We start from the raw sequence: 22,182 nt of genomic DNA, 5'->3' as shown, positions 1-22,182 counted from the left end.
TGTTAAAATTTAACTACATAAACTAAGTTAATATCTAAATGACCTACACCCTTAGACCCTATCAGAGCGAAGCGGTTGAACGCACCGTTTTACACTTTAGAAAAACTAACGAACCTGCTGTTATTGTTTTACCTACAGGTGCTGGTAAAAGTTTGGTGATAGCTGAACTTGCGCGTATTGCTAAACAAAAAATATTGGTGTTGGCGCACGTAAAAGAATTAGTGGAGCAAAATGCTCAAAAATATAAAAGCTTTGGTCTTGAGGCGAGTATATTTTCCGCAGGTCTCAAAGAGAAATCGTTAACCCACCAAGTTACCTTTGCCAGCGTGCAGTCGTTATCGCGTAATCTAAATAAACTTAATGAGCACTACTCATTACTTATTATTGATGAGTGTCACAGAGTAAATGGCGAAAAGAAAAGCCAATACGGAAAAGTTATTGATGCACTTAAATCTCACAACTCTGAATTAAAAGTGTTAGGTTTAACCGCGACGCCTTACCGACTAGGGTTAGGCTGGATTTATCAGCATCATTACCATGGCTTTGTGCGTGGCAATAAGGAAAGCCCATTCAAACGCTGTATTTTTGAATTACCTTTGCGCTATATGATTAAGCATAACTACTTAACTCCCCCTAAAGAGGTTGATGCTGCAATTAGTCATTATGATTTTTCATCTTTAAGTAGCAATGCATTTGGGCAATATAGCAATGAGGATATGAATGCGCTGTTAATAAAATCGACCCGTGCAACTCAAACAATTTTACAGCAAGTTATTCAATATAGTGAGAACCGCCATGGCGTGATGATATTTGCAGCTACGGTTATGCATGCACAAGAGATAATGACTTATTTACCCGAGGATCAAAGTGCGCTGATCACCGGAGATACTCCTAATAGCGAACGCGATAAAATAATTAAACAATTCAAAGCTAAAAAATTGAAGTATTTAGTGAATATATCGGTTCTTACTACCGGCTTTGATGCACCCCATGTAGATTTTATTGCTATTTTACGCCCCACAGAGTCGGTAAGTTTATACCAGCAAATTGTCGGTAGAGGTTTAAGGTTGGCTGAGGGTAAAGATGATTGTTTAGTGATTGACTATGCGGGCAATGGCTTTGATTTATTTTATCCAGAGGTGGGTGATAAAAAAGGCGATAGCGATAATGAACCCGTGCAAGTGCTGTGTCCCGGATGTGGCTTTGCCAATATATTTTGGGGTAAAACAGACGCTGATGGCAAAGTAGTTGAGCACTTTGGTAGGCGCTGCCAAGGCTTATTAGAAGATGATAATGGGGGAAGCGAGCAATGCGATTATCGTTTTCGTTTTAAAGAGTGCGAGCAGTGCGGTGCACAAAATGATATTGCTGCTCGAAAATGTCATGACTGTGGCGGTGTGATGGCCGATCCTGATGATAAACTCCGTAATGCGTTAAACCTTAAAGATGCATTAGTCCTTCGTTGTAGTGGCTTGAGTGTGACTAAACTTAAAGAGCAATTGTTAAAAGTTACTTATTTTGATGAAGACGGAGCCAGTTGTGATGAAGTTTTTGATTTAGCAAACAAAGGATCACTGTATTATTTTAATAAGCAATTTGGTAAGCGTGTAGGACAGGGACAGTCTCCAGTTGAATTTATCAGTGCAGATCAAGCTATAAAAGCCCAGTTTGATTTAATACCACCAGATTTTGTGATTGCTCGAAAAAGTAAAAAATATGGCTGGAAAGTAGCAGACAAACTTTTTGATTATAAAGGCAGCTTTAGAAAAGCAAACCAGCTAAGCCGATAGGCTAAGCTGGATATCTCATTCGTTATGAAATTATGCTTCTTCTGCGTCTAATCCCCAACCATCGCCATAACCATTTAAGCTATTAGCGATACTTTCAATATATTGTTCTGCTTGGCCTAAAAGTGCATGCTCTGGAACCATCTGTACATGGGCAATTACTTCCCAAACACCGGTATCTTTACATTTCTCAACATCAGCAGTTTGCACTAATGCATCGTTTACAATCTCAGTTGCAAATTTTTCGGCATCAGCCTGTTGTTCAAATAAAATGTAAAAATCAATTTGTTGCATTTTACTTAAATCTACACCGGCGGCGGAAATTTCAGCAAGAAGCTGGCCATTATCATCATCAGGAAATTGCATTTAAAACTCATAAAATTAGTGTTTACTCATTAGTGCTATTGTAACCAAAATAAATCATTAAAGCGCAAGAATTTTTAGTTAACCTCAAAGCGATTTAAAGGGTTCGTATAGAGCCAGTTAATATTTTAGACACTGATAATGATTAAGTTAATGTTAGGCTCATTATCGCTATGCTATTATTCTGTCGTTAGTGTGTTGTTTTTTATGGGTACATAGTAAGGATGATTACTTGTTCAATCAGTTTTTAAAATCCGTTATTTGTTTTTGCTTATTTGTGAGCTTTTTCGCTATTGCAGCTGACAATACAATTGAAGATTATGAAATAAAAGGAATTAGTGGAGAGTTAGAAAACAACGTTGCTCTTTATTTAAAACCCTTAGTGGGTGAAAAATCAACACGCTCACTGCGTCGTTACGCTAAAACGCAAGTTAAGGATAGCTTAAAGGCATTAGGGTATTACAGTCCAAATGTGACTATTGAATTTAATAAAGATGAGCGAGAGCTTGTTGCCACTATTGAGCGCGGCTCTGCAACTCGTATAGAGGCGCTTAATATTAGCGTTAACGGGGAAGCTAAACACGACCCATCAATTCTGCAAGTAATTGAAAGCATAGGGTTAAAGCAAGGCGATATTTTAAATCATGGAGTATATAGCGCAGCCTATAAAAGAATTGAATCAGTTCTGTTAGAACATGGCTACTTTGATGCTAAATGGCCAGCACGAAAATTTGAAGTGTCATTAAAAAAACATAGCGCCGTTATTACCTTTACCATTGAAAGTGGTTTACGTTATCGCTTTGGCGATGTGTTAATTACCAATCAAAGCCCCGCAGAAAAATACATTCGCTCTTTAGCCCCATTTAAAATAAGTGAGCACTATAAAGCATCTAAGATTGCTGACTATAACCTAGATTTATCGAGTACTCCTTATTTTACTAGCGTGCGTGTTTACGCTGATATTTCAGCTAGAAAAAATAGCCAAGTACCTATAAAAGTCGACGCATTACATAAGCCCGCTAATAGCTATGAAATTGGTGGCGGGTTTAATACCGAGCTCGGTCCAAAGGTACGGTTTAAGTGGAGTAAACCATGGATCACGGAGCAGGGACACTACCTAGAAAGTAATCTTAATGTTGCAAAAAAACAACAAGATATTTCTATGGCGTATACCATTCCGGTTAATGATCCTAATGATGATTTATGGCGCTTATCAGCAGGTTATAAACTTGAGGATGAATTAGCCGACGATATTTACAGTGAAATTTTAACCGCGCAGTTGCAAAGGCAATGGCTCACCGAGCAAAAATGGATTAGAACTGCGTTTATCAGACGCGAGCAAGAAACCTATCGGATTGGCGACGGGGTAGAGCGCACCACAGAAATGTTATTACCAGGTATCAGTTATGCCCGAAAACAATCGAAGGGTGGCACCACCCCTTATTCGGGCGAGCAATGGTCTATATCGGCAGAGTTTGGGCTTGATAGTGTGCTCTCTAGTACCAATATTGTTAGGGTTCAATTACAGCATGCATGGTTGCGCACTTACCTTAATAAGCACCTTGTGTTTTTAAAAGCAAACTTAGGTGCCATGTTAGTTGACGACATTAACAATGTTCCATATTCATTAAGATTTTATGCTGGTGGCGATCAAAGTGTGCGTGGCTTTGCTTATCAATCAATCTCACCAGAAAATGACAATGGCGATCGCATCGGTGGTAAATATTTAATTGTGACGACGGCTGAATATAATTACCAATTTGCCAAAAACTGGCGAGCAGCGTTGTTCGTGGATGGAGGGACTGCAACCAATGATTTTTCTGAGCAATTTGAAGTTGGTGCAGGGTTTGGTTTTCGTTATTTAACGCCTATAGGACCAATAAGAATAGATCATGCATGGGGGCTCACTAAAGAAAGTAAAAGCACTCGTTTAAGTATTACCATAGGGCCTGAAATTTAATGTCTGTATTTAAAAAAGTCACGGCAGCACTTAGTACCTTAATTGTTACTGTATTAGTGACATTGTTTTGTGTTGTTTTTACAGCTCCAGGTAATCAGCTAATTGCTTATAGCGCTAATAAGTTAGTTGACGGCTTAAAAATTGAAATAAAAAATGGGCGTTTTTTATATAATGATCCGTTTAATTTGCGTTTTGAGCGTGACGGTTTATTACTTAATGCCGAGCAGCTTAAACTAGATTTATTTTGGTGGCACTGCGATGGTGTGTGTATTGATAACTTAAGTGCTCGGTCTATAAAACTAAATTTACCAGCATCCCCATCTAATTCCCCTGATACACCTAGCGAACCGCTGGAACAAATCAGTTTGCCATTTAATATTGCACTTAAGCGTTTAGCGGTCACTGAGTTTGTGTTAAATCATCCAAGTGCAAACGTAGATGTTAATAATCTGGAGCTTGCTGCAAAAGCACAAGGTGCTGATATTCAAATTAAAAGCGTGAATATTCCGAGTGTTTTAATCGCGTTAAAAGAGCAGTCTGGGGCAAATACAGCCAGTTCGTCCCCAATTACTGAGTTACCAGCACTCCCTAATATCGCATTTATGTCGCCACTCAATATTTATCTAGAACAGTTTAATATTGTGCAGTTCACGGTAAAGCAGGGCGAACAGCAAAATATAATAAATAATATTGCGCTACAAATGAAGCTAATAGGTTCTGAGATTAACGTTGCCTCATTGTCTGCAAATTATCAGCAGTGGCAGCTTAATACAGCACTAAACGCAAAGCTTAAAGGCCGCTTACCAATTAATGGCGATATTAGTCTAAAAGGGCATGGTTATGATGCCAACATGCAAATAGGCGGAGACTTAGAAAAGCTCAATGTAGATATAAAAAGCAGTGAATCATTTCCTTTTCAACTTGCTGCTACGGCTAATCTCAAACAACCAAATTATCCATTTAGTATCAATGGCGGTGCAGAGCAGTGGATTATCGACACAGCAAGTAAAGAGTTAAAGATAACCGGCGTAAAGTTAACCGCGCAAGGCAATGCCAACGATTACCAATTATCGTTATTTGGGAATAGTCAGTTAGGTGCGTATCCAAGTGTGAATTTTAACAGTCAAATTAATGGCTCACTGAGCGAAGCAAACTTAAAAAAATTAGCCCTTAAGGCGAATGATAGTCAGGCTACTATCCAAGCGAATATCGAATGGCAAAATGGGGTTAGTGCTAACTTTAGCGGCGCGCTATCGAGTTTAAAAGCGCAATACCTCACTGACACACTTACCAGTGATATTTCAGGGCAGTTTAATGGGGCATTTGTTACCAGTTCAAATAGCTGGAAATTAAGTATGGATGACACCCAATTAAGCGGGTTACTAAATGATGTACCGCTTAATTTTGCTGCTCAATTTAACTTAAATGATGAACTTAAAGCCACTGTAAATAAATTTAACCTTAGCAGCGGCACAAACAGGTTAACCTTAACAGGCGAAGTTGATCAGCAATGGCAGATTAATGGGGCTATTGCGCTGCAAAGTAATGATGATGCAAAGCTTCCGTTTATTGCTAATGGTAAAGCCGATTTAAGTATAAGAGGCGAGCGGTTGACGCCTGCAGTTGATTTAGTGTTAAAGCTAGAGCAGTTTATTTATGACGAAATTAATATTAATAAGTTGGCGTTAAAAGCACAGTTAGACACCGCTACCGATTGGCAAACAGATATCAGCGTTAGTCTTGATTCAGCGCGTGTTATGCATCATCAAATTAATAAAGTGGAAATAGTCGGCAGTGGTGATAAAACCGATCATCAACTGAGTGCATCTATTGATGCTGATGCTGGGGCAGCCTCGTTTGAACTAAATGGCAAACTCGCTAACGCGATTTGGCAAGGTGAACTCAGTAATATTAGCGTAAGTGATAAAACGCTTAGCTTTGAAAATGCTAAAGATATAGCTGTAACTATAGATTCGAAAACGGGCGACTTTGATGTGAGTGCGCATTGTTGGCAATCGAGTAATAGTAAGTTATGTATTGATAGATTAAATCAAACCCGCAAATTAGGTCAGCTTAACGTAAAACTGGCCAATCTTGCATTGCGAGAGCTAAAACATTGGTTACCAGAGAATGTAATAACACGTGGTGATATAGCGGGAGACTTTGCTGCTAATTGGCAAGCAGGCACACTTAAAACTCTACGCGCTAATTTAAATTCATCAGGGCTTAACGCGGTACTTATTAACGAAGAAGATCGATTTAAGCTACCTATAGAAACGCTAAACATAAGCGCTTTTTCTGATGCTAAGGTTGGTCAAATAGAAGCTAACATAGAATCGAGTGTTTTGGGTAAAGTAACGACTAAAGTTGATATTGATGATATTCAAAATAAGCAAACGCTTAACGGTAATATTCAAATTGATAAAATTTTATTGTCTGATATACAGCCATTTTTAAATACGTTCGAGCAGCTTAATGGCGCCATTCGTGGGCAAGTTGCATTAGCAGGCACACTTAAAGACCCTTTGTTAGAGGGAAATTTAAACATAGAGAATATCAACCTAGAAGGTGAACAACTGCCTGTTGCCCTTAAAAACTCGAACATTAATGTGGCGTTTAATAAGTCCACCGCCACCATTGAGGGAGATTTAAATGACCCTCAAGGCGGACAGGTAAAATTAACGGGGAATGTTGATTGGCAAGGTGAACAACCAGCTGTAAATATGAATGTAGTCGGCAGTGAGTTTTTTGTAAGAGCGCAACAAGGCGTTGTGTTTAAAGTGTCGCCTGAGTTAAAAATAAGTTTAGCTGACAATGCACTTAAGCTGGTAGGTGATGTTGTGGTGCCTTATGGTCGAATAGAAATTGAAGAGCTGCCAGAGGGGGCTGTACAGGTTAGTGATGATGAAATAATTTTAGATCAAACTACGCAAAATACTAAAAAAGCGCCATTTAACTACGATATTGATTTAAAAGTAACAGTTAAAAATGATGTCAGAGTAGCCTCATTTGGACTTGAGTCTAAAGTAGTGGGTGATATGGATATAAAAATGAGCCAAGATTCACCCATTATTGCCATTGGTGAGCTTAACTTAATTGAAGGGACTTACTTGGCATTTGGTCAAGACTTAATAATTAGAACCGGGAAAATTGGTTTTAGTGGCGCAATAGATAAGCCTCATTTAAATATTAAAGCTATTCGCAACCCAAATAATACTGCCGACGGTGTGATTGCCGGTGTTACTTTAACTGGCAGTGTTGAGCAACCAAATTTAAAAGTATTTTCAGAGCCGGGCATGGACCAAGCACAAGCCCTAGCGTATTTGCTTAATGGTCAACCATTAGGGGAGGGCGACAGTTCAACGGATGCAATGTTAACTCAATTACTACTTTCTCAAGGAGTGAGCCGAAGCGAAAGCTTAGTGTCTAAAGTCGGTGAATCGTTTGGCTTGTCAGATGTGAGCTTAAGCTCTAAAGGTAGTGGCGAGCAAACAAAGGTTGAAATATCAGGTTATCTCGCCCCTAGTTTGCAGGTTAAATATAGCGTGGGGGTATTTGAGTCGCTCAGCGAAGTGGCGGTGCGTTATCAGCTAATGTCGAAGTTATATATAGAAATAACCAGTGGCCTGTATCAAAATGTCGACATATTGTATAAATTCAATTGGGATTAACCTTTATTTACCAATACCAATACCAATAATAAAAAGGAAAAGGTATGAAAAAATTCGTAATCACTATTATAGCGTCGGCTTTGCTCGGCGGATGTGTCCAGCAAAGCACTTTGCCATCAACGCCAGTTAAAAGCCTAACCAGTAGTGAGATTATTGCTGCTACAACAGATGAGCAATGGCGATGGGTTGATCCTGAGAATATTTTAAAACTAACCCTACCTACCGGTGCTGCGTATATTGAGCTCAATCCAGCGCTTGCGCCAAAACACAGTGCTAATATTAAAAAATTGGCACGACAGGGCTTTTATCAGGGCACTCATATTTATCGTTTTGTGGAAGGGTTTGTTGCTCAAGGTGGTGATAGCACGGGTAAAAAGTTAACTAAAACCAAAAATAGCACAGTACCTGCCGAGTTTTATTTAACCACCAACGAGCCGCTTATGATCACTGAAATGGGTGGAGATGGTTATGCACCAATAACCGGGTTTTTAAATGGTTTTGCGGTAGCTCAAAATGAAACGCGTGATCAAACATGGCAAATTCATTGCCATGGTGTATTTGCTATGGCACGCGACAACAATATAAATAGTGCCAGCTCAGAGTTTTTCGTCACCATAGGGCAAGGTCCGCGTTATTTAGATAAAAATATTACCGTATTTGGGCGAGTACTGACAGGTATGGCGCATTTTCACCAGTTAGCGCGCACACCTAAAAGTGGTAGCGAGTTTAACCCTATTACAGACTTACAAGTATTAGCCGACGTTAGCAGCGATAACAGCCGATTTCAAGTAATGAAAACAGACTCAGATGCATTTAAACAGTTAATCTCAGCACGAGGTAGCCGTAGCGAGGAATGGTTTGCGTATAGCCATAATTACATTGATGTGTGTGGAATGCCTGTGCCAACTAAGCAACTTAACGATTAAAAAAGGAGCCTGAGGCTCCTTTTTTGTTTAGCTTATTGACGGTTTATTTTTACCGCAAAAGGGGTATCGTTATGATGCGTTGAGCGATATGGATTAATATCAAGGCCGCCACGACGCGTATAGCGCGCATAAACGTCAAGCTCTTTAATATTCAATTGAGTGGTTAAGTCGCTATAAATACGCTCCACACATTGCTCATGGAACTCATTATGGGTCCTGAACGAAATTAAATAGCGTAATAATGACTCACGACACACTTGCTCACCAGTATAACGAATAATAATGCTGGCCCAATCCGGCTGTGAAGTAATTAAACAGTTCGATTTAAGCAGGTGACTATGCAAGGTTTCGCTAACCACTTTATCGCTTTGTGATTTTAGAGAATGTGCATCAATATGGTAGTTATCTATTTCAATATCTAACTCATCAATACACTCACCTGGAAGCGGTGTGCAAGGAATACAATTATAATCATCAGCGCTGTATAAGGTTACCTTTACCGGGCTGTTTACCGCATTTGATAAGTCGTCAATTAAATGTTGCTTAACAATGTCAATACTTCCAAAGCGACTTTGGTTAAAGCTGTTCAGATAAAGCTTAAACGACTTTGACTCTATAATGTGACTACTTTGGCATTCGAAAGTAAATATAGCCACCGCAACTTGTGGTTTGCCTTTGGTATTTAACCAAGATAGTTCGTAACCGGTCCAAATATCTTGGCCTTTGAATGGTAATGCGGCTTCATCAATACTCAACGCGTCGCGATTAAGCTTGCGAGCAATAGGAAAAAGCAAGCTGGGCGTGTATTGATCTACATACTCAGTAGATTGACCAAGTACGCTGCCTTTAAGATCGGGAGAATTGCTGTAATCTGTCATGTTTGCTCTTAAATAGTTACAATGGGGACATTATATCTAAATTAAATGAGTTTCACAGTATGTCTGTTGCAATGCAATTAGCCCAACTTCACCAACGCTTTAGTGAAAAAACTATCAAAAATACACAAAAGCAGCCACTCATCGCCCACGATGAGCAATGGCCAAGTCCTTGTGAAATAGGCACAGCCGATGAGCACGGTATGATTCAATGGCAAGCGATAGTGAGAGAGCCTGCAGGTTCTTTGGCAGATCTCGCTAACGCATTAGAGCTTGAATTTCCTGATGAACTTAACCAGTTTTATGGGCATATGTTTGCTGGCAGTATTTTAGCCAGCGTTGATGGTCATCAAGTGGAACTATTACAAGCGTGGAATGAGGATGATTTTGACTTACTGCAACAAAATATCACGGGTCATGTTTTAATGAAGCGAAAGCTAAAGCAAGCGCCAAGTGTTTTTATTGGTTTAACTGATCAAGATGATTTACTTGTTACGGTATTAGTGGAAACAGGTGAGGTGTGCCTAGAGTATGTAGGTAAAAAGCCACATCATGTACTCGCCAAAAACCTCAGTGAATTTATAGCGTCGTTGGCAGTATAATTATAAGGTAATTTTAAGGTGTGATGTTTTAGACATAGCACCTTAAGTATGGGATTTATTGAAAATCCCATGAAATATTAGACACTAAACCACACGGCTCACACCTAAAATCAAATAAACCAAACCACGGCTCAGGTAATTTCCATTCACCTTGGCAACTTGGGCATTTACGCTTAAGCTCCGAGGCTTTATCGACCCCACCTACACGATATAAGTAATAGTAAACAGGCTTTTTAGTTAAAAAGCTGATGCGTTTGCTTATATCTTTACCTCGGCGATACAAATCACTTTGTGTGCTGGCTATTTCCTCTAATGCAGGAAATTCACAGCGAGTTGCGCCATTAATTTGAATTTGATCACACGCTTGCCAGTCTTCTTGCCATTTAATCAGGGTTTTATAATCGCCATTGGCAATTGCTGGAATATTGAATAGCGGAACGGGTAAAAAGTCATCGCCACAATACAGCGGGCTGCAGGTGTGCACATACGTAGTATATAAAATATAGCTTGAGGGCTCTTTACAACCATCGGCACCGTTTGAGTGAATGTCTTGACCTATTATTTTCACCTTTGGTGCTAACAAGCCTGCATCATGGAGCTTTTCAACACTGTGCTTTACAAATGCGCTGTTGTTAAGAGGGTGCATAGCGTCCTCGGTCGGACACATAACGCGAGTGATAAAATAGCCATCTTTTAACACCGTTGGAAATTCTTCTCCAATGATTTGGCCATTAAAGCGTAATGCATTTACCAAGCGATTTATTGCTTGCTCGGCTTGCTCCAAGGTGGTGTCTTGGTAGCAGTCAAATGTTAAATCAACAACAAACATTTATAGTCTCAAATTATTTTGGCGCGAGCAGTGTAAGTAATTGATCTAACTTTTGCTCAATTCTATCTAATTGAGAGTTGTTTTGATCTTCATTACTGGCACTTTGCTTTGGGGGTTTCATTAAATTATAAATTGAATCAGGATTATTCTTATATTGACTCACCGCAGCAATAATAACCGGCATTGGGGTCGGTGTTGTTAAACGACTTTTAGTTAGTGCAACAGTGGGAACTTTGCCTTCATCAAGAAGGACTTTAATAGCTTCAAATACAGCAGCATTCATTCAATTATAACTCTTTTATAAAGTAAGCTCGCAACATTGACGCTGCGAGCGGGTATGGTATCAATAAAGTGGCTAAGGCACATTAAAATGCGCATTAAATTAGGGCCTGTTGACCTTTCAAGGTTAAATTTGCAGCAGTCTGTTTGGTATTTAGGCAAGGCAGAGCCTATGTGGTGTGGTTATTCCCGATAAATAGGCGATAACGCAACATCAATGCCAAACAGGCGCTGCCCGAAGGGTTCTGCCTAGGGGCGATTTACTCTTTGTTGCTCGGTTTTTACTTAGCCCACTAGGTTACAAACCTCGCGCCGCGATAAAACCGCCCCTAGTTTGAACAAATTTTAATCCGCAAAGATCAACAGGCCCTAATTATTTTTGACGAAGACGTACGTCTAGTTCATCAATTACTTCACTCCAATCGCCATCAACCGCTAGCGATTCGGCAATAAAATGTTGTTGGGCTTCATCCCAAAAGGGAGCATCTTGCAACAAGGTTGTATCGGCAATGGAGTGCGAGGCAATAAATGCATCTATTTGCGCATCCGAATCCGGCAGTCCTAGTTGGGCGAACAAGGTATTAATAGTATGTTTTGTTGTATCCATAATAATGCTCCTAAATGAATTAATATGTATTAACTCTAGGGGGAAATGGTATATCTAGCCAGTTTAACCCTTACTGAATCTATGCTTTATTTACTCAATAGTAAGTCGCTAAAGCATGATCTGACTCAATGCAATGGATGAGCGTACTAACTAAAATGTAAATTCGCTTATTTGTCTCACTTAGGTATATAGTTATATAAGCATTTGGTCATCGTTGTAGTTCAAAATTAATCCCTTATGCGTTACTTGGCGTAACGATGGGGGTGTAAAATAACAAAGGAAATAAAATGACAGCCACAGCAGAATCGACAGACGCCTTTAGTGTTCAGCATATTGCACCAGAGGATATAAGCACAGCAGCCAGCCTGATATATCAGGCATACCAAAACGATCCTATTTTACAAACTCTGCTAGGGTATAACGAAGATAACCCGCTCGATTATGAAAAAAAGCTACGTGCACTTATTCGTGAAGAGCTCAGTAGCTTTTGGCAAGAGAAGCAGCCTTTAATTGGCCTTTACCGTAATGATAAATTAAAAGCGGTTGCCTGTGTGTTTGAGTCAAATAGCCAATTACAAGCTGAGCGTTATTGGCATTGGCGATTAAAGCTGATGCTAAGTGCAGGTTATTTACAAACGAATCAATTAATTGAAAAAGAAAAAACCATTCGTGACGCCTTAAAGCCGCAAGGGAATTATTACTTTTTAGCGTTTATTGCGGTTGATCCACACTTTCACGGGCAAGGGTTTGGTCGCACTTTACTTAAAGGTTTAGATGGCTTAATACACGATAATCCTGAGTCTTCTGGTATAGCGGTATTTGTGACTCGTGACGAGCATACGAAATTTTTTAAATCGCAAGGATTTGAGCACTTTAAACAACTTTCATTTAACCAAGTTAAGGGTGAATTACTATTTAAAGTTGCTAATGCTCAATAAAGGTAGTTGTTCATAATGGCGTATCTGTAAGCCTATGTTCCAAATCGGGCACACCAGTGTGAGATATATCCTACATTAGTGTGCTCTTTGTCAGTTTAAATCCATTATTTATCCGTTTATAATCATCAAGCTTCTGTTATTTATAGCTATTTTTGTTTTTTCAATTTTGTGACATTAAATTTTTTAGTTTTCCTCACTATTATACCCAGCCGTTTGGTTTAAACTTTACTTTGTCAAGACGACATAGCTCAATGACTGAGCTAATGCCATGGATATGGAATTAGGCAGCATAGTAGTGACTAGCAGGAAGCGCAAAGGACAAGTTAACACGGATGCAAGGATGAAACAGGAAGTACATGAAGTACTAAAATAGCTAGGAGCTATTTAAAGGATACCAAGGATGATGCGATAGGATATTGCAGGAGCGTTAGTTTACGCAGGACGGCCAAGACGGCAAGAGGATATTGCAGGATGCAATGGAGGGCTAACAGGGTAGTTTGCTCGTTCAGTGGATGATAAACAAGGATCAGGTAAAGGATACCTTACAGGATGTTGGCAATTAGGGCGTAACTGAGGTTACGCCTTGGTTTTTTGTATTACAAAAATTATATCTTATGTGGTGGCACAACCACACTTTTTAGCTTTTCATCTTCCATGATTAACACTCCCTGATAAGCATTTTCACCATCGCTTGAAAATTCAAAAATAAATTCGCTTTTCATGCCCGGTTTACCACTTTTTAAAATGCCAAACCGACGCTTGCTACAAGCCACACTCATTAGTTGTACCTGCAATTGCTCACTTTGGCGTTTGGCATGGACGTTCGCAGCTTCGGCTATTTTACGATTTAGCCAAAAAAATAAATTACAGCCCCAATAAGTATGAACGTCCATAAACTAGCCATTTAAGAGAATAACCTTCCAATTGCGCGAGCTAACGTCTCGCTTCTGTTTTCTTTACGTAGTAATGCTAATAAATGTGGGCGAATAGTTGGAATTGCAACTAAATCTGCAAAAATGCTGGGAAATAACTCAGCTATTTTCTCATGGTGCGCACAGTTATCCATAAATACATGCAAACGCTGTGGCTCTTCTAATTGTTTAAAGCAGCGACCTGCAATAGTTAATAAAATGTCTGAGTCTTGCCCAAGCGTAGATTCTAAAGCGCAGTCAACCAGTTGTGCGCTAAGCCCAGTTGCTTGCCCTGATGATATGGCGCGAAGCGCGGCAGAAGCCGTAACCACATCATTATTGTTAAGAGCGGTTTGTCCATAACTTAACATTAACTCACTTAACGTGGGTGGTATTTCGATGTGTTCAAGCATTGCGCTTAATGGTTGTAATACTTCAACAGGTAAATTAGGCCACGCAGCGTGTAAGTGTTTTAAGTTATCAGCACTGTTGAGGCGATAAGCAAAATCAGCAATGCCTTGTAGTGCCATACTTTGCCAATTATCAAAACCAATCTGGCCACTAAAATAAAGCTGGGCATGCTCATAATACTGTGAGGCTGGTTGTTTTAATAACACTTTAACTTGTGCATTAAACGCCGCTAATTTATTAGCATTAGGAGTAAATACGTACGGGTTATTATCGAGTTTGCCATCGGCTTGCTCGCCGGTTATTTCTGTTCCTAGTGCTTGAATTACCATGTCTGCAAAGTGGTCGCGGCTGGCACTAACGAGTTTACTTTGTTCATCAAGAGGGAATTTTAAAAACCACACATAGGGTTCTTTGCTAGCTTTACTGTCCCAAAATTGAATCGCTAGCCATGCATGGCCTGCTAATGGGTAAGGGTAAGGAACTTGCGCTTGTTCAACAGCTAAAAATTGTTGTTTATCAAGCTTGGTGATATGCCTGCCAATGTCAAAAGCACGCCATTGAGTTCCTGCACCGTCTAAAAGCTGGCCTAATGTGGCTATATGTTCACTCATGAATTTCCAACTGTTTTTACTACAAAATTACGCTAATTATACGCCATAGCGACTGTTGAGGGAACAGGGTATAATTGTGCAATATACAAAGTAAAGGGTGATTATGACTGAGCAAACCCAACTCTATTTAACACAATTAACGGCGCTACTTAAAAAGCATCAGCTTTGGCAAAATGAACCGATTGATCCTGCATTGTTGCATTCAAGCGTGCCTTTTTGCCATGATACGCTTACATTTGAACAGTGGTTACAGTTTGTATTTATAGAAAAAATTCAGCAGATTATTACAATGAAACAAACGTTGCCACGTAATTTTGCAATTGCTCCTATGGCGCAAATGACACTCATTGATAAATCCGGAAGCGAAGAGATTATTTCTTTGTTGACGCAAATAGATTCATTGCTAGGAGAGTCTGATGACCGAACGTCCAGCGCCAGTTGAATACGGTGAACTAAATATCCTCTATCAAGATGAAAACTATGTAGCGATTGATAAACCATCGGGCTTGCTCGTTCATCGCTCCTTTTTAGATAAACATGAAACTCAATTTGCAATGCAAATGCTACGCGATCAACTCGGTCAGCATGTGTTTCCTGTGCACCGTCTTGATAGGCCGACATCGGGTGTGTTGCTGTTTGCTCTAAGCTCAGAAGCCGCGCGTGATATGAATCAGTTGTTTATTGAGGGTACGATCTCAAAGCGTTATTTAGCTTTAGTACGCGGATTTGCGCCTGAATCTATTTTTTTAGATAAACCGTTAAAAGAAGAACTAGACAAAATCGCTGATAAATTTGCCGATCAGGATAAAGATGCTCAAGAAGCACAAACTCAGTTTAACTGTTTGCACCAAGCTGCGTTGCCTATTCCCATAGGAAAATACCCAACGGTTAGGTATTCTTTGGTAGAGTGTTTTCCTAAAACAGGGCGTAAACATCAAATTCGTCGCCATTTAAAACATTTGTCGTTACCAATAATTGGCGACGTTAACCATGGTGATAACCAGCACAATCAGTTTTTTAGAGAACACTTTTCTCTTAGGCGATTAATGTTATTTGCTACAGAGCTTAGCTTTGTACATCCTTATAGTAACGAATCGATAATAATTAAAGCGCCACTAGGTGATGCAATGTTGAGTATTTGCAAACAGTTAGGGTGGCCAAGTGAAGAAAAGGATTATTAATGGCACATATTAGTATTTTTGTAGGCAGCGTGTACGGTGGTGCTGAACGTTTAAGTGAGCAAATAAGCGATACTATAGAGCAAACTGGCCATCAGGTAAGCGTATTTGCAGAGCCAAGTTTAGAAGATCTAAAAAATGCGACGCATATTTTAATAGTTACTTCAACAACAGGACAAGGCGATATACCCGCTAACTTGGCAGAGCTTTATAATCAGCTTAACAGTACGTTTCCAATGTTAACCAATAAAACATTTGGCATTGTAGCCATGGGTGACAGAAGCTACGGTGATACGTTTTGCGCAGCAGGGCGTAGCTTTGATGAACTATTACGTGACTTACAAGCTAAACCTGTGGGTAACCGACTAGAAATTGATGCCTGTGAAGACTTTGAGCCTTGGCCTGTCACCGAGCCTTGGTTACAAACTTGGCTTGGTAAATTACCCTCTTAAATGCGCAGACTCTAAATGAAAAAACATAAACTGAGTTTAATTGTGCTTGCAGGTGGCTTAGGTAGTCGCTTTGGTGGCAATAAACAAATTGCAGAGATTCCAGGGCTAAATTGCACTATTATGGAGCTGAGTATTATTGATGCGCATGCTGCAGGCGTGACGCAGGTGGTGCTGATAATAAACCAAGCGGTACGCAGTGAAATAGAGCGTACTATTTTGCCACGCTTGCCTAGTGATCTTGATGTGGTACTGGTGGAGCAACACATTGAGCAGGTTCCCGAACAGTTTAAAGCAACACTTGCCCAACGGAAAAAACCCTGGGGCACAGGTCATGCTCTGTTGTGTGCCAAAGCCCACATTAATAACCCCGCTATTGTGATCACTGCCGATGACTATTATGGCAAATCTTCGTTTGTATTACTGAGTGAGCACTTTAAAAGAAGCGCTGAATGGGCAATGGTAGGGTATCCGATTATTGATACTCTTTCTGAGCACGGTGGTGTTAATCGTGGGGTATGTAATATTGCGGATGGAAAGCTTGTTGCCGTAACCGAGTATTTGAATATTCAACAACAGTCTGAGCATACTTTTGGCGATAACCCACAGGGTTTACGTGAGAAAATTAGCCCCAACTCCCTAGGCTCGATGAGTTTTTGGGGGATCACTCCCTGCTTTTTTGACTATTTGCAACAAGGCTTTGAAACGTTTTTACAGCAATATAACGTGAATACTCAGCAAGAATACTACTTACCTGATCAAATCCAGAAAGCTATTAATGTAAAAGCACAGCCTGTATTTGTATACACTGCAAAAGAGCCTTGGTTTGGTGTTACCTATAAATCAGAACTGACAAGCATTGCGGCTACTTTGTGCGCATTACGTCAAGCGTAGCTATTAAATTATTATCGCCTTGGGCGAAAAGAGTGAAGTAGAAAATGAATACAGTTCCTATAGAAATTTATTTATCTGAGAGTTTTGGCCTTGACGAGAAGCATGCGAGCATAAAACCTATTGGCAGTGGGCACATAAATACTACCATGTTATTAAGTACTTCGAAGCGGTCACTGGTTGTTCAAAAGCTCAATACGGTGGTGTTTCCAAAACCACATTTACTTGTTGATAATGCAAGATTAATAGAGCAACACTTAAGTAAAAAACAACAAGTAGGTGAATTCAACCTAACAATAGTTCGCCATGTAGCGACGACTCAAAATAACTATTTAGTTAACAATAATGATGATACTTGGCGAGCTCTTGAGTTTATTGGGGGCAGTTACAGTGAAGATGTGGTTAATACTGCTAGCCAGGCGCAAACAGCAGCTAATGCATTTGGTCAATTTGCGCAAGCGCTACAAGACTTTGATGCTAACAAATTACATGCGGTTATTCCCAATTTTCATAACTTGGCCATGCGTGCAGAAGTATTCAAGCAAGTTGTTAGCACCGATCCTCATAAACGTTTGGCTAATTGTCAGGATGAAGTTGATTTTTGCCTGTCGCAGCTTTCACTTATTGATGAGCTTAATGCCATCGAAGGAAAATTGCCTATTCGTGTGTGCCATAACGATACAAAAATAAACAACATGCTATTTTGCTTAGACTCTAGTAATGCAAAAGCGGTGATAGATTTAGACACCTGTATGCCTGGTTATTGGCTTAATGATTTTGGCGATATGGTTAGAACATTCTGCTCTGCAGAGCAAGAAGATTCAACGGCGCTTGAAAAGGTAGGTGTTCGTGAAGATATTTTTGCAGCGATTGTTAAAGGCTATGTTGAGCCACTAAAGGGGGTATTAACGCCCGCCGAGAAACAAAGCTTTTGGTTAGGTGCTAAAGTAATGCCCTTTATGATTGGCTTACGCTTTTTAACTGATTATATAGATGGTGATAATTACTTTAGCGTTAAGCATAAGAGACACAACTTAGATCGCGCAAAAAACCAATTTGCCTTATACAAGGATATAGTAAGTAAGCAGCAGGTCTTAAAGGAGATTTTGACTCAGGTATAAACCCAATTAATTATATTGCTCAAAGCGTTATAACTAAAACTTTGAGCAATATAAATTGAGGTTAAACATTGAAAGTATGTGTTAACTTCCAACATCTCAATTTTTTACTTATTAAGCATCCGCTAGTTTTACACGGATTTTGCTTTTGTCTACTGTGGTTTGATTAAGCGCTTTAATTGCGCCTTTAACTTCAATGTCATTAGGCATTTCTACAAAGGCAAAGCCTTTAGATTGGCCTGTTTCTTTATCGAGTACCAAGTTACAGGTGGTCACTTTACCGTGAGCCGTAAATAACGTACGAAGTTCATGCTCAGTAGTGGCACGTGATAAGTTACGAACTAATAATTTCATATATAACCTAAATAATGGGTTCAAGCATAATTATCTCAAGTAACCTTGCTTTAACCTAACGTTATTTTATAAACAGTAAAAATAACCGCTAAAAAAACAAAAAACCGCCTAATGGCGGTTTTTTATATTGCGAGAGGTTACTTTACTTCTTTACCTGCAGCTTGCTGATCAGCGTGATAGCTTGAACGTACAAACGGGCCTGAAGCGGCGTGTGTAAAGCCAATTTCATCAGCATATTCTTTTAATGCGTCAAATTCAGCTGGTGGCACGTAACGCTTAACGGGTAAGTGATGCTTAGACGGTTGTAGGTATTGTCCTACAGTAAGCATATCGACGTTATGAGCACGTAAATCGCGAAGTACTTCCTCGATTTCGCTAATTTCTTCACCAAGTCCAACCATTAAGCCTGATTTTGTTTTAACCTCAGGATGGGCTTCTTTAAAGCGACGTAATAATTCAAGAGACCATTTATAGTCAGCACCTGGGCGCGCAAGTTTGTATAAACGTGGCGCCGTTTCTAGGTTATGATTAAATACATCTGGCGGCGTTTCAATTAAAATTTCTAACGCTCTGTCCATACGGCCACGAAAATCGGGCACTAAAATCTCAATGGTAATTTCTGGGTTATGTTTGCGAATTTCGCGGATACAATCAGCAAAGTGCTGAGCACCACCGTCACGTAAATCATCACGGTCTACAGAAGTAATAACCACATAGCTTAACTTCATGTCTTTAATGGTAAGTGCCAGCTTTTCAGGCTCAGCGGCATCAGGTTTTAATGGGCGACCATGAGCAACGTCACAAAATGGACAACGACGTGTACAAATAGCTCCTAAAATCATAAAGGTCGCCGTACCGTGGTTAAAACACTCCGATAGGTTAGGGCACGAGGCCTCTTCACACACTGAATGTAAGCCATGCTTACGCATTGCTTGTTTTATGCCGTCAATCCGCTCGGTTGACTTAGGTAAGCGAATTTTAAGCCACTCTGGCTTACGAAGCATTTCGGTTTTTTCTGTTGGTAAAACTTTAACGGGGATCAACGCCATTTTTTCTGCGTCGCGTAGTTTTACACCTGGTTCCATTTTGACTGGTTTATTCATTCGTTTTCAAACCCTTCAGTATGCTTAACCTGTGTTGCATTAAGCTTTTTGATCATGTGTTTTACCAGCCCCTGACCTGCTGCTTCAAGGTTTTGAGGGCCATTTAATTCTTTAGTTTGCACCATATTCATGCCCGCATAACCGCATGGGTTGATGCGTAAAAATGGACTTAGGTCCATGTTAACATTTAATGCTAAGCCATGAAATGAGCAGCCACGACGAACTCGTAAACCTAAAGAGGCAATTTTGCTGTCGTTAACGTAAACACCAGGGGCATCCGCTTTCGCGTATGCGTTAATACCATACTCTGCAAGGGATTCAATGATGCACTCTTCAAGCCAAGTAACTAGCTCTCGCACCCCAATTTTTAAACGACGTAAATTAAATAATACATACATCATTTGCTGACCTGGGCCGTGGTAAGTTACCTGTCCACCGCGGTCAACTTTAATCACTTCAATGTCACCTGGCGATAATAAATGCTCATCTTTACCGGCTTGACCTTGAGTAAATACACTTTCGTGTTCTACCAGCCAAATTTCATCTGCGCTGTTTTCATCGCGGGTGTCGGTAAAATCTTGCATTTTTTGCCATATTGGCTTGTAACGTTGGCGCCCAAGTTGGCGTACGATTAAGGTGTTTTCGTTCACAATCAATCTCAGCTATGGCTTAAAGCATATGGCGTACGTCATCGATGTTGCTGATCACGTTATAAATTTCTTCGATATGAGTTCCACTGGTTACTGTGGCCACTAAAGTGACTGACTCATAGTTACCTTTACTGCTCGGTTTTACTTTTGGTGCATAATCACCCGGAGCGATAGGTTGTAACTTTTCTAAAATTTGATCAGTTAAGTTTACGTTTGCAAGGCCCATTATTTTAAATGTAAACGGGCAAGGGTACTCTAAGTACTCATCAAATTTAGTGTTTTTAACAGGTTCAACCACGACGGGAACTCCTCAAACAAAAGTGTTGGCTTAACTTATACGTTAAGCTTTAAACTGACAGGCTAATGACAATCTTGAAATGATGTTATTTTTGACCTAAGCCAACGATAGTCATTAAATACGATTGGTATATATGGGGCGCATTCTAGCACTTTTCAAGCAAAAAAAACGCCTCACAAAGGAGGCGTTCATATTACTTTACTGATGCTTACATTATTTGTAAGCGTAAGTAGTCATATATTTTACTAAAGAAGCTACCTTCTTGTATTTCTTCAAGTGTAACTAGCGGATATTGTGCAATATCTTCGCCTTCAAGTTGTAAAAACAGTGTGCCCACTTTAGTGCCTTTAGCTAAAGGTGCTTCAAGCGTATCGTCAAGCTCAAAGTTTGCTTTCAGGTTTTTATGTTGGCCACGAGGAATCGTAATAGGGGTGTCTTCTAAAATACCTAAAGAGACATTCTCTTTATTACCCATCCAAATGCGTTGCTCTGCAAAACTATCGCCCGCTTTGTAAGGCGTAATTGTTTCAAAAAAGCGGAAGCCGTAGTTAAGTAGTTTTTTACTCTCAACTTTACGTGCGCGCTCACTCGAAGTACCCATAACAACCGCAATTAAACGCATGTCGTTTTTTGTCGCCGAGGTGACTAAGCTGTAACCGGCATCAGACGTGTGACCTGTTTTGATACCATCAACATCTAAACTTTCATCCCATAACAACGAGTTACGGTTATATTGTTTTATGCCATTAAAGGTAAAAGATTTTTCTTTATAAAGAGCGTATTCATCTGGCACATCTTTAATAAGGGCAGCGCCTAATGTGGCCATGTCGCGTGGGGTAGTGTAATGCGCATCCGTATCAAGGCCGTGGCTATTAACAAAATGAGTATTCGTCATGCCTATTTTTTCGGCATGAGCGTTCATTAAGTCTGCAAACGCACTTTCGCTGCCAGCAATATGCTCAGCCATAGCAACACAGGCATCATTACCCGATTGCACAATAATGCCGTGATTAAGATCATCTACGCTAACTTGCTTACCTACTTCAATAAACATTTTTGATGATTCAGGAAAGTTTTTTGCCCATGCTTTTTCGCTGATAGTCACCATATCGGTAGGTGCTATATTACCTGCATTAATTTCTGTACCAATTACGTAACTAGTCATCATTTTAGTTAAGCTAGCAGGGGCAAGTTTTGTATCGGCTTCACCTTCTGCAATCACTTTACCTGTGGTGAAATCCACCAAAAAGTAACCTTTAGCATTAACTTGAGGAGGGGCTGGAATAATTTGTGCGGTGGCTGAAAAGACGGCGGCAGAACAGACTAAGCCGCAAACACCAGTAAGAATTTTATGTTTAATAGATTTCATCA

22 protein-coding genes and 1 pseudogene are annotated in these 22,182 nt (G+C 39.9%); 11 read left to right on the top strand and 12 right to left on the bottom strand.

The features are described from left to right. Positions 1-38 precede the first annotated feature (38 nt). On the top strand, positions 39-1,790 hold the full coding sequence (locus AB8618_RS10485; protein ID WP_413402605.1) for a DEAD/DEAH box helicase: 1,752 nt from the start codon (positions 39-41) through the stop codon (positions 1,788-1,790). 30 nt (positions 1,791-1,820) lie between these two features. Here AB8618_RS10485 and AB8618_RS10480 read toward each other — a convergent pair whose 3' ends face one another. Further along, positions 1,821-2,153: a ribonuclease E inhibitor RraB gene (locus AB8618_RS10480; RefSeq protein ID WP_413402603.1), complete on the bottom strand. Its 333-nt coding sequence runs from the start codon at positions 2,151-2,153 to the stop codon at positions 1,821-1,823. Positions 2,154-2,382: 229 nt separating this feature from the next. On the opposite strand from AB8618_RS10480, the gene AB8618_RS10475 reads away from it, so the two are divergent. Genes AB8618_RS10475 through AB8618_RS10465 form a run of 3 tightly spaced genes read left to right on the top strand, consistent with a single transcriptional unit; the run spans position 2,383 to position 8,707 of the window. Next, positions 2,383-4,110 (top strand): autotransporter assembly complex protein TamA, encoded by a 1,728-nt coding sequence (locus AB8618_RS10475; protein WP_409423489.1) that lies wholly within the window; start codon positions 2,383-2,385, stop codon positions 4,108-4,110. Continuing rightward, entirely contained in the window at positions 4,110-7,781 is a 3,672-nt protein-coding gene (locus AB8618_RS10470) for a translocation/assembly module TamB domain-containing protein (protein WP_413402601.1), read from the top strand. Before AB8618_RS10475 ends, AB8618_RS10470 begins: the two co-directional genes overlap by 1 nt. A 44-nt stretch (positions 7,782-7,825) precedes the next feature. Then, positions 7,826-8,707 carry a peptidylprolyl isomerase gene (locus AB8618_RS10465; protein WP_409423487.1) on the top strand — a complete coding sequence of 294 codons (882 nt, stop codon included), beginning with the start codon at positions 7,826-7,828 and terminating at the stop codon, positions 8,705-8,707. A gap of 32 nt (positions 8,708-8,739) precedes the next feature. On the opposite strand, the gene queF is transcribed toward AB8618_RS10465, so the two are convergent. After that, entirely contained in the window at positions 8,740-9,585 is an 846-nt protein-coding gene (queF, locus tag AB8618_RS10460) for an NADPH-dependent 7-cyano-7-deazaguanine reductase QueF (protein ID WP_413402599.1), read from the bottom strand. A gap of 59 nt (positions 9,586-9,644) precedes the next feature. Between queF and syd the strand changes: the two genes are divergently transcribed. Further along, positions 9,645-10,184: a SecY-interacting protein gene (gene syd / locus AB8618_RS10455; protein ID WP_413402597.1), complete on the top strand. Its 540-nt coding sequence runs from the start codon at positions 9,645-9,647 to the stop codon at positions 10,182-10,184. Between the two features lie 55 nt (positions 10,185-10,239). On the opposite strand, the gene AB8618_RS10450 is transcribed toward syd, so the two are convergent. The 3 genes from AB8618_RS10450 to AB8618_RS10440 all read right to left on the bottom strand — a co-directional run bounded on the left by AB8618_RS10450 (position 10,240) and on the right by AB8618_RS10440 (position 11,899). Beyond that, positions 10,240-11,013 carry a Zn-ribbon-containing protein gene (locus AB8618_RS10450; protein ID WP_138570073.1) on the bottom strand — a complete coding sequence of 258 codons (774 nt, stop codon included), beginning with the start codon at positions 11,011-11,013 and terminating at the stop codon, positions 10,240-10,242. Positions 11,014-11,026: 13 nt separating this feature from the next. Further along, positions 11,027-11,296 (bottom strand): hypothetical protein, encoded by a 270-nt coding sequence (locus tag AB8618_RS10445; RefSeq protein WP_055012790.1) that lies wholly within the window; start codon positions 11,294-11,296, stop codon positions 11,027-11,029. Positions 11,297-11,665: 369 nt separating this feature from the next. After that, a complete protein-coding gene (locus AB8618_RS10440) occupies positions 11,666-11,899 on the bottom strand; it encodes a DUF2789 domain-containing protein (protein ID WP_010388246.1) in 234 nt (77 codons plus the stop codon). A 287-nt stretch (positions 11,900-12,186) separates the two neighbouring features. Between AB8618_RS10440 and AB8618_RS10435 the strand changes: the two genes are divergently transcribed. Next, the gene (locus AB8618_RS10435; protein WP_008109415.1) at positions 12,187-12,837 is read left to right on the top strand and encodes a GNAT family N-acetyltransferase; all 651 of its coding nucleotides are present in this window, start codon (positions 12,187-12,189) and stop codon (positions 12,835-12,837) included. 605 nt (positions 12,838-13,442) lie between these two features. Here AB8618_RS10435 and AB8618_RS10430 read toward each other — a convergent pair. Both AB8618_RS10430 and AB8618_RS10425 read right to left on the bottom strand, forming a co-directional pair. Beyond that, positions 13,443-13,741 (bottom strand): annotated as a pseudogene (locus AB8618_RS10430) (DUF3301 domain-containing protein). After that, the gene (locus AB8618_RS10425) at positions 13,742-14,770 is read right to left on the bottom strand and encodes a DUF3549 family protein (protein ID WP_413402594.1); all 1,029 of its coding nucleotides are present in this window, start codon (positions 14,768-14,770) and stop codon (positions 13,742-13,744) included. It abuts the pseudogene before it with no gap. 103 nt (positions 14,771-14,873) lie between these two features. Here AB8618_RS10425 and AB8618_RS10420 point away from each other — a divergent pair, with 103 nt between their 5' ends. Genes AB8618_RS10420 through AB8618_RS10400 form a run of 5 tightly spaced genes read left to right on the top strand, consistent with a single transcriptional unit; the run spans position 14,874 to position 18,409 of the window. Further along, entirely contained in the window at positions 14,874-15,212 is a 339-nt protein-coding gene (locus AB8618_RS10420; RefSeq protein ID WP_413402592.1) for a YqcC family protein, read from the top strand. Continuing rightward, the gene (gene truC / locus AB8618_RS10415) at positions 15,187-15,951 is read left to right on the top strand and encodes a tRNA pseudouridine(65) synthase TruC (RefSeq protein ID WP_138570071.1); all 765 of its coding nucleotides are present in this window, start codon (positions 15,187-15,189) and stop codon (positions 15,949-15,951) included. The genes AB8618_RS10420 and truC overlap by 26 nt, the downstream gene beginning before the upstream one ends. Continuing rightward, entirely contained in the window at positions 15,951-16,400 is a 450-nt protein-coding gene (locus AB8618_RS10410; protein WP_413402590.1) for a flavodoxin, read from the top strand. Before truC ends, AB8618_RS10410 begins: the two co-directional genes overlap by 1 nt. A 15-nt stretch (positions 16,401-16,415) precedes the next feature. Further along, entirely contained in the window at positions 16,416-17,291 is an 876-nt protein-coding gene (locus AB8618_RS10405) for a nucleotidyltransferase family protein (protein WP_409423476.1), read from the top strand. A gap of 44 nt (positions 17,292-17,335) precedes the next feature. After that, positions 17,336-18,409: a phosphotransferase enzyme family protein gene (locus AB8618_RS10400; RefSeq protein ID WP_409423475.1), complete on the top strand. Its 1,074-nt coding sequence runs from the start codon at positions 17,336-17,338 to the stop codon at positions 18,407-18,409. 111 nt (positions 18,410-18,520) lie between these two features. Here AB8618_RS10400 and AB8618_RS10395 read toward each other — a convergent pair whose 3' ends face one another. The 5 genes from AB8618_RS10395 to AB8618_RS10375 all read right to left on the bottom strand — a co-directional run bounded on the left by AB8618_RS10395 (position 18,521) and on the right by AB8618_RS10375 (position 22,180). Then, on the bottom strand, positions 18,521-18,760 hold the full coding sequence (locus AB8618_RS10395) for an RNA recognition motif domain-containing protein (protein WP_008109433.1): 240 nt from the start codon (positions 18,758-18,760) through the stop codon (positions 18,521-18,523). Between the two features lie 137 nt (positions 18,761-18,897). Further along, a complete protein-coding gene (gene lipA / locus AB8618_RS10390; RefSeq protein ID WP_008109434.1) occupies positions 18,898-19,863 on the bottom strand; it encodes a lipoyl synthase in 966 nt (321 codons plus the stop codon). Further along, complete coding sequence (lipB, locus tag AB8618_RS10385) at positions 19,860-20,513, bottom strand: lipoyl(octanoyl) transferase LipB (RefSeq protein ID WP_076919258.1); 654 nt, start codon at positions 20,511-20,513, stop codon at positions 19,860-19,862. Before lipB ends, lipA begins: the two co-directional genes overlap by 4 nt. A gap of 19 nt (positions 20,514-20,532) precedes the next feature. Next, entirely contained in the window at positions 20,533-20,811 is a 279-nt protein-coding gene (ybeD, locus tag AB8618_RS10380) for a DUF493 family protein YbeD (RefSeq protein ID WP_076919259.1), read from the bottom strand. Between the two features lie 208 nt (positions 20,812-21,019). Continuing rightward, entirely contained in the window at positions 21,020-22,180 is a 1,161-nt protein-coding gene (locus AB8618_RS10375) for a serine hydrolase (protein ID WP_076919273.1), read from the bottom strand. Positions 22,181-22,182: the final 2 nt, after the last annotated feature.

Origin of the sequence: Pseudoalteromonas sp. RW-H-Ap-1, from assembly GCF_048318575.1 — a bacterium.
GTDB lineage: Bacteria > Pseudomonadota > Gammaproteobacteria > Enterobacterales > Alteromonadaceae > Pseudoalteromonas.
This window is presented reverse-complemented; position numbering and strand designations above follow the sequence as displayed.

What these genes read in the sequence shown, in the direction of transcription:
- AB8618_RS10485 (WP_413402605.1), top strand. Translation starts at nt 39, where the DNA reads ATGACCTACACCCTTAGACCCTATCAGAGCGAAGCGGTTGAACGCACC.
- AB8618_RS10480 (WP_413402603.1), bottom strand. Translation starts at nt 2,153, where the DNA reads ATGCAATTTCCTGATGATGATAATGGCCAGCTTCTTGCTGAAATTTCC.
- AB8618_RS10470 (WP_413402601.1), top strand. Translation starts at nt 4,110, where the DNA reads ATGTCTGTATTTAAAAAAGTCACGGCAGCACTTAGTACCTTAATTGTT.
- AB8618_RS10465 (WP_409423487.1), top strand. Translation starts at nt 7,826, where the DNA reads ATGAAAAAATTCGTAATCACTATTATAGCGTCGGCTTTGCTCGGCGGA.
- queF (WP_413402599.1), bottom strand. Translation starts at nt 9,585, where the DNA reads ATGACAGATTACAGCAATTCTCCCGATCTTAAAGGCAGCGTACTTGGT.
- syd (WP_413402597.1), top strand. Translation starts at nt 9,645, where the DNA reads ATGTCTGTTGCAATGCAATTAGCCCAACTTCACCAACGCTTTAGTGAA.
- AB8618_RS10450 (WP_138570073.1), bottom strand. Translation starts at nt 11,013, where the DNA reads ATGTTTGTTGTTGATTTAACATTTGACTGCTACCAAGACACCACCTTG.
- AB8618_RS10445 (WP_055012790.1), bottom strand. Translation starts at nt 11,296, where the DNA reads ATGAATGCTGCTGTATTTGAAGCTATTAAAGTCCTTCTTGATGAAGGC.
- AB8618_RS10440 (WP_010388246.1), bottom strand. Translation starts at nt 11,899, where the DNA reads ATGGATACAACAAAACATACTATTAATACCTTGTTCGCCCAACTAGGA.
- AB8618_RS10435 (WP_008109415.1), top strand. Translation starts at nt 12,187, where the DNA reads ATGACAGCCACAGCAGAATCGACAGACGCCTTTAGTGTTCAGCATATT.
- AB8618_RS10425 (WP_413402594.1), bottom strand. Translation starts at nt 14,770, where the DNA reads ATGAGTGAACATATAGCCACATTAGGCCAGCTTTTAGACGGTGCAGGA.
- AB8618_RS10420 (WP_413402592.1), top strand. Translation starts at nt 14,874, where the DNA reads ATGACTGAGCAAACCCAACTCTATTTAACACAATTAACGGCGCTACTT.
- truC (WP_138570071.1), top strand. Translation starts at nt 15,187, where the DNA reads ATGACCGAACGTCCAGCGCCAGTTGAATACGGTGAACTAAATATCCTC.
- AB8618_RS10410 (WP_413402590.1), top strand. Translation starts at nt 15,951, where the DNA reads ATGGCACATATTAGTATTTTTGTAGGCAGCGTGTACGGTGGTGCTGAA.
- AB8618_RS10405 (WP_409423476.1), top strand. Translation starts at nt 16,416, where the DNA reads ATGAAAAAACATAAACTGAGTTTAATTGTGCTTGCAGGTGGCTTAGGT.
- AB8618_RS10400 (WP_409423475.1), top strand. Translation starts at nt 17,336, where the DNA reads ATGAATACAGTTCCTATAGAAATTTATTTATCTGAGAGTTTTGGCCTT.
- AB8618_RS10395 (WP_008109433.1), bottom strand. Translation starts at nt 18,760, where the DNA reads ATGAAATTATTAGTTCGTAACTTATCACGTGCCACTACTGAGCATGAA.
- lipA (WP_008109434.1), bottom strand. Translation starts at nt 19,863, where the DNA reads ATGAATAAACCAGTCAAAATGGAACCAGGTGTAAAACTACGCGACGCA.
- AB8618_RS10375 (WP_076919273.1), bottom strand. Translation starts at nt 22,180, where the DNA reads ATGAAATCTATTAAACATAAAATTCTTACTGGTGTTTGCGGCTTAGTC.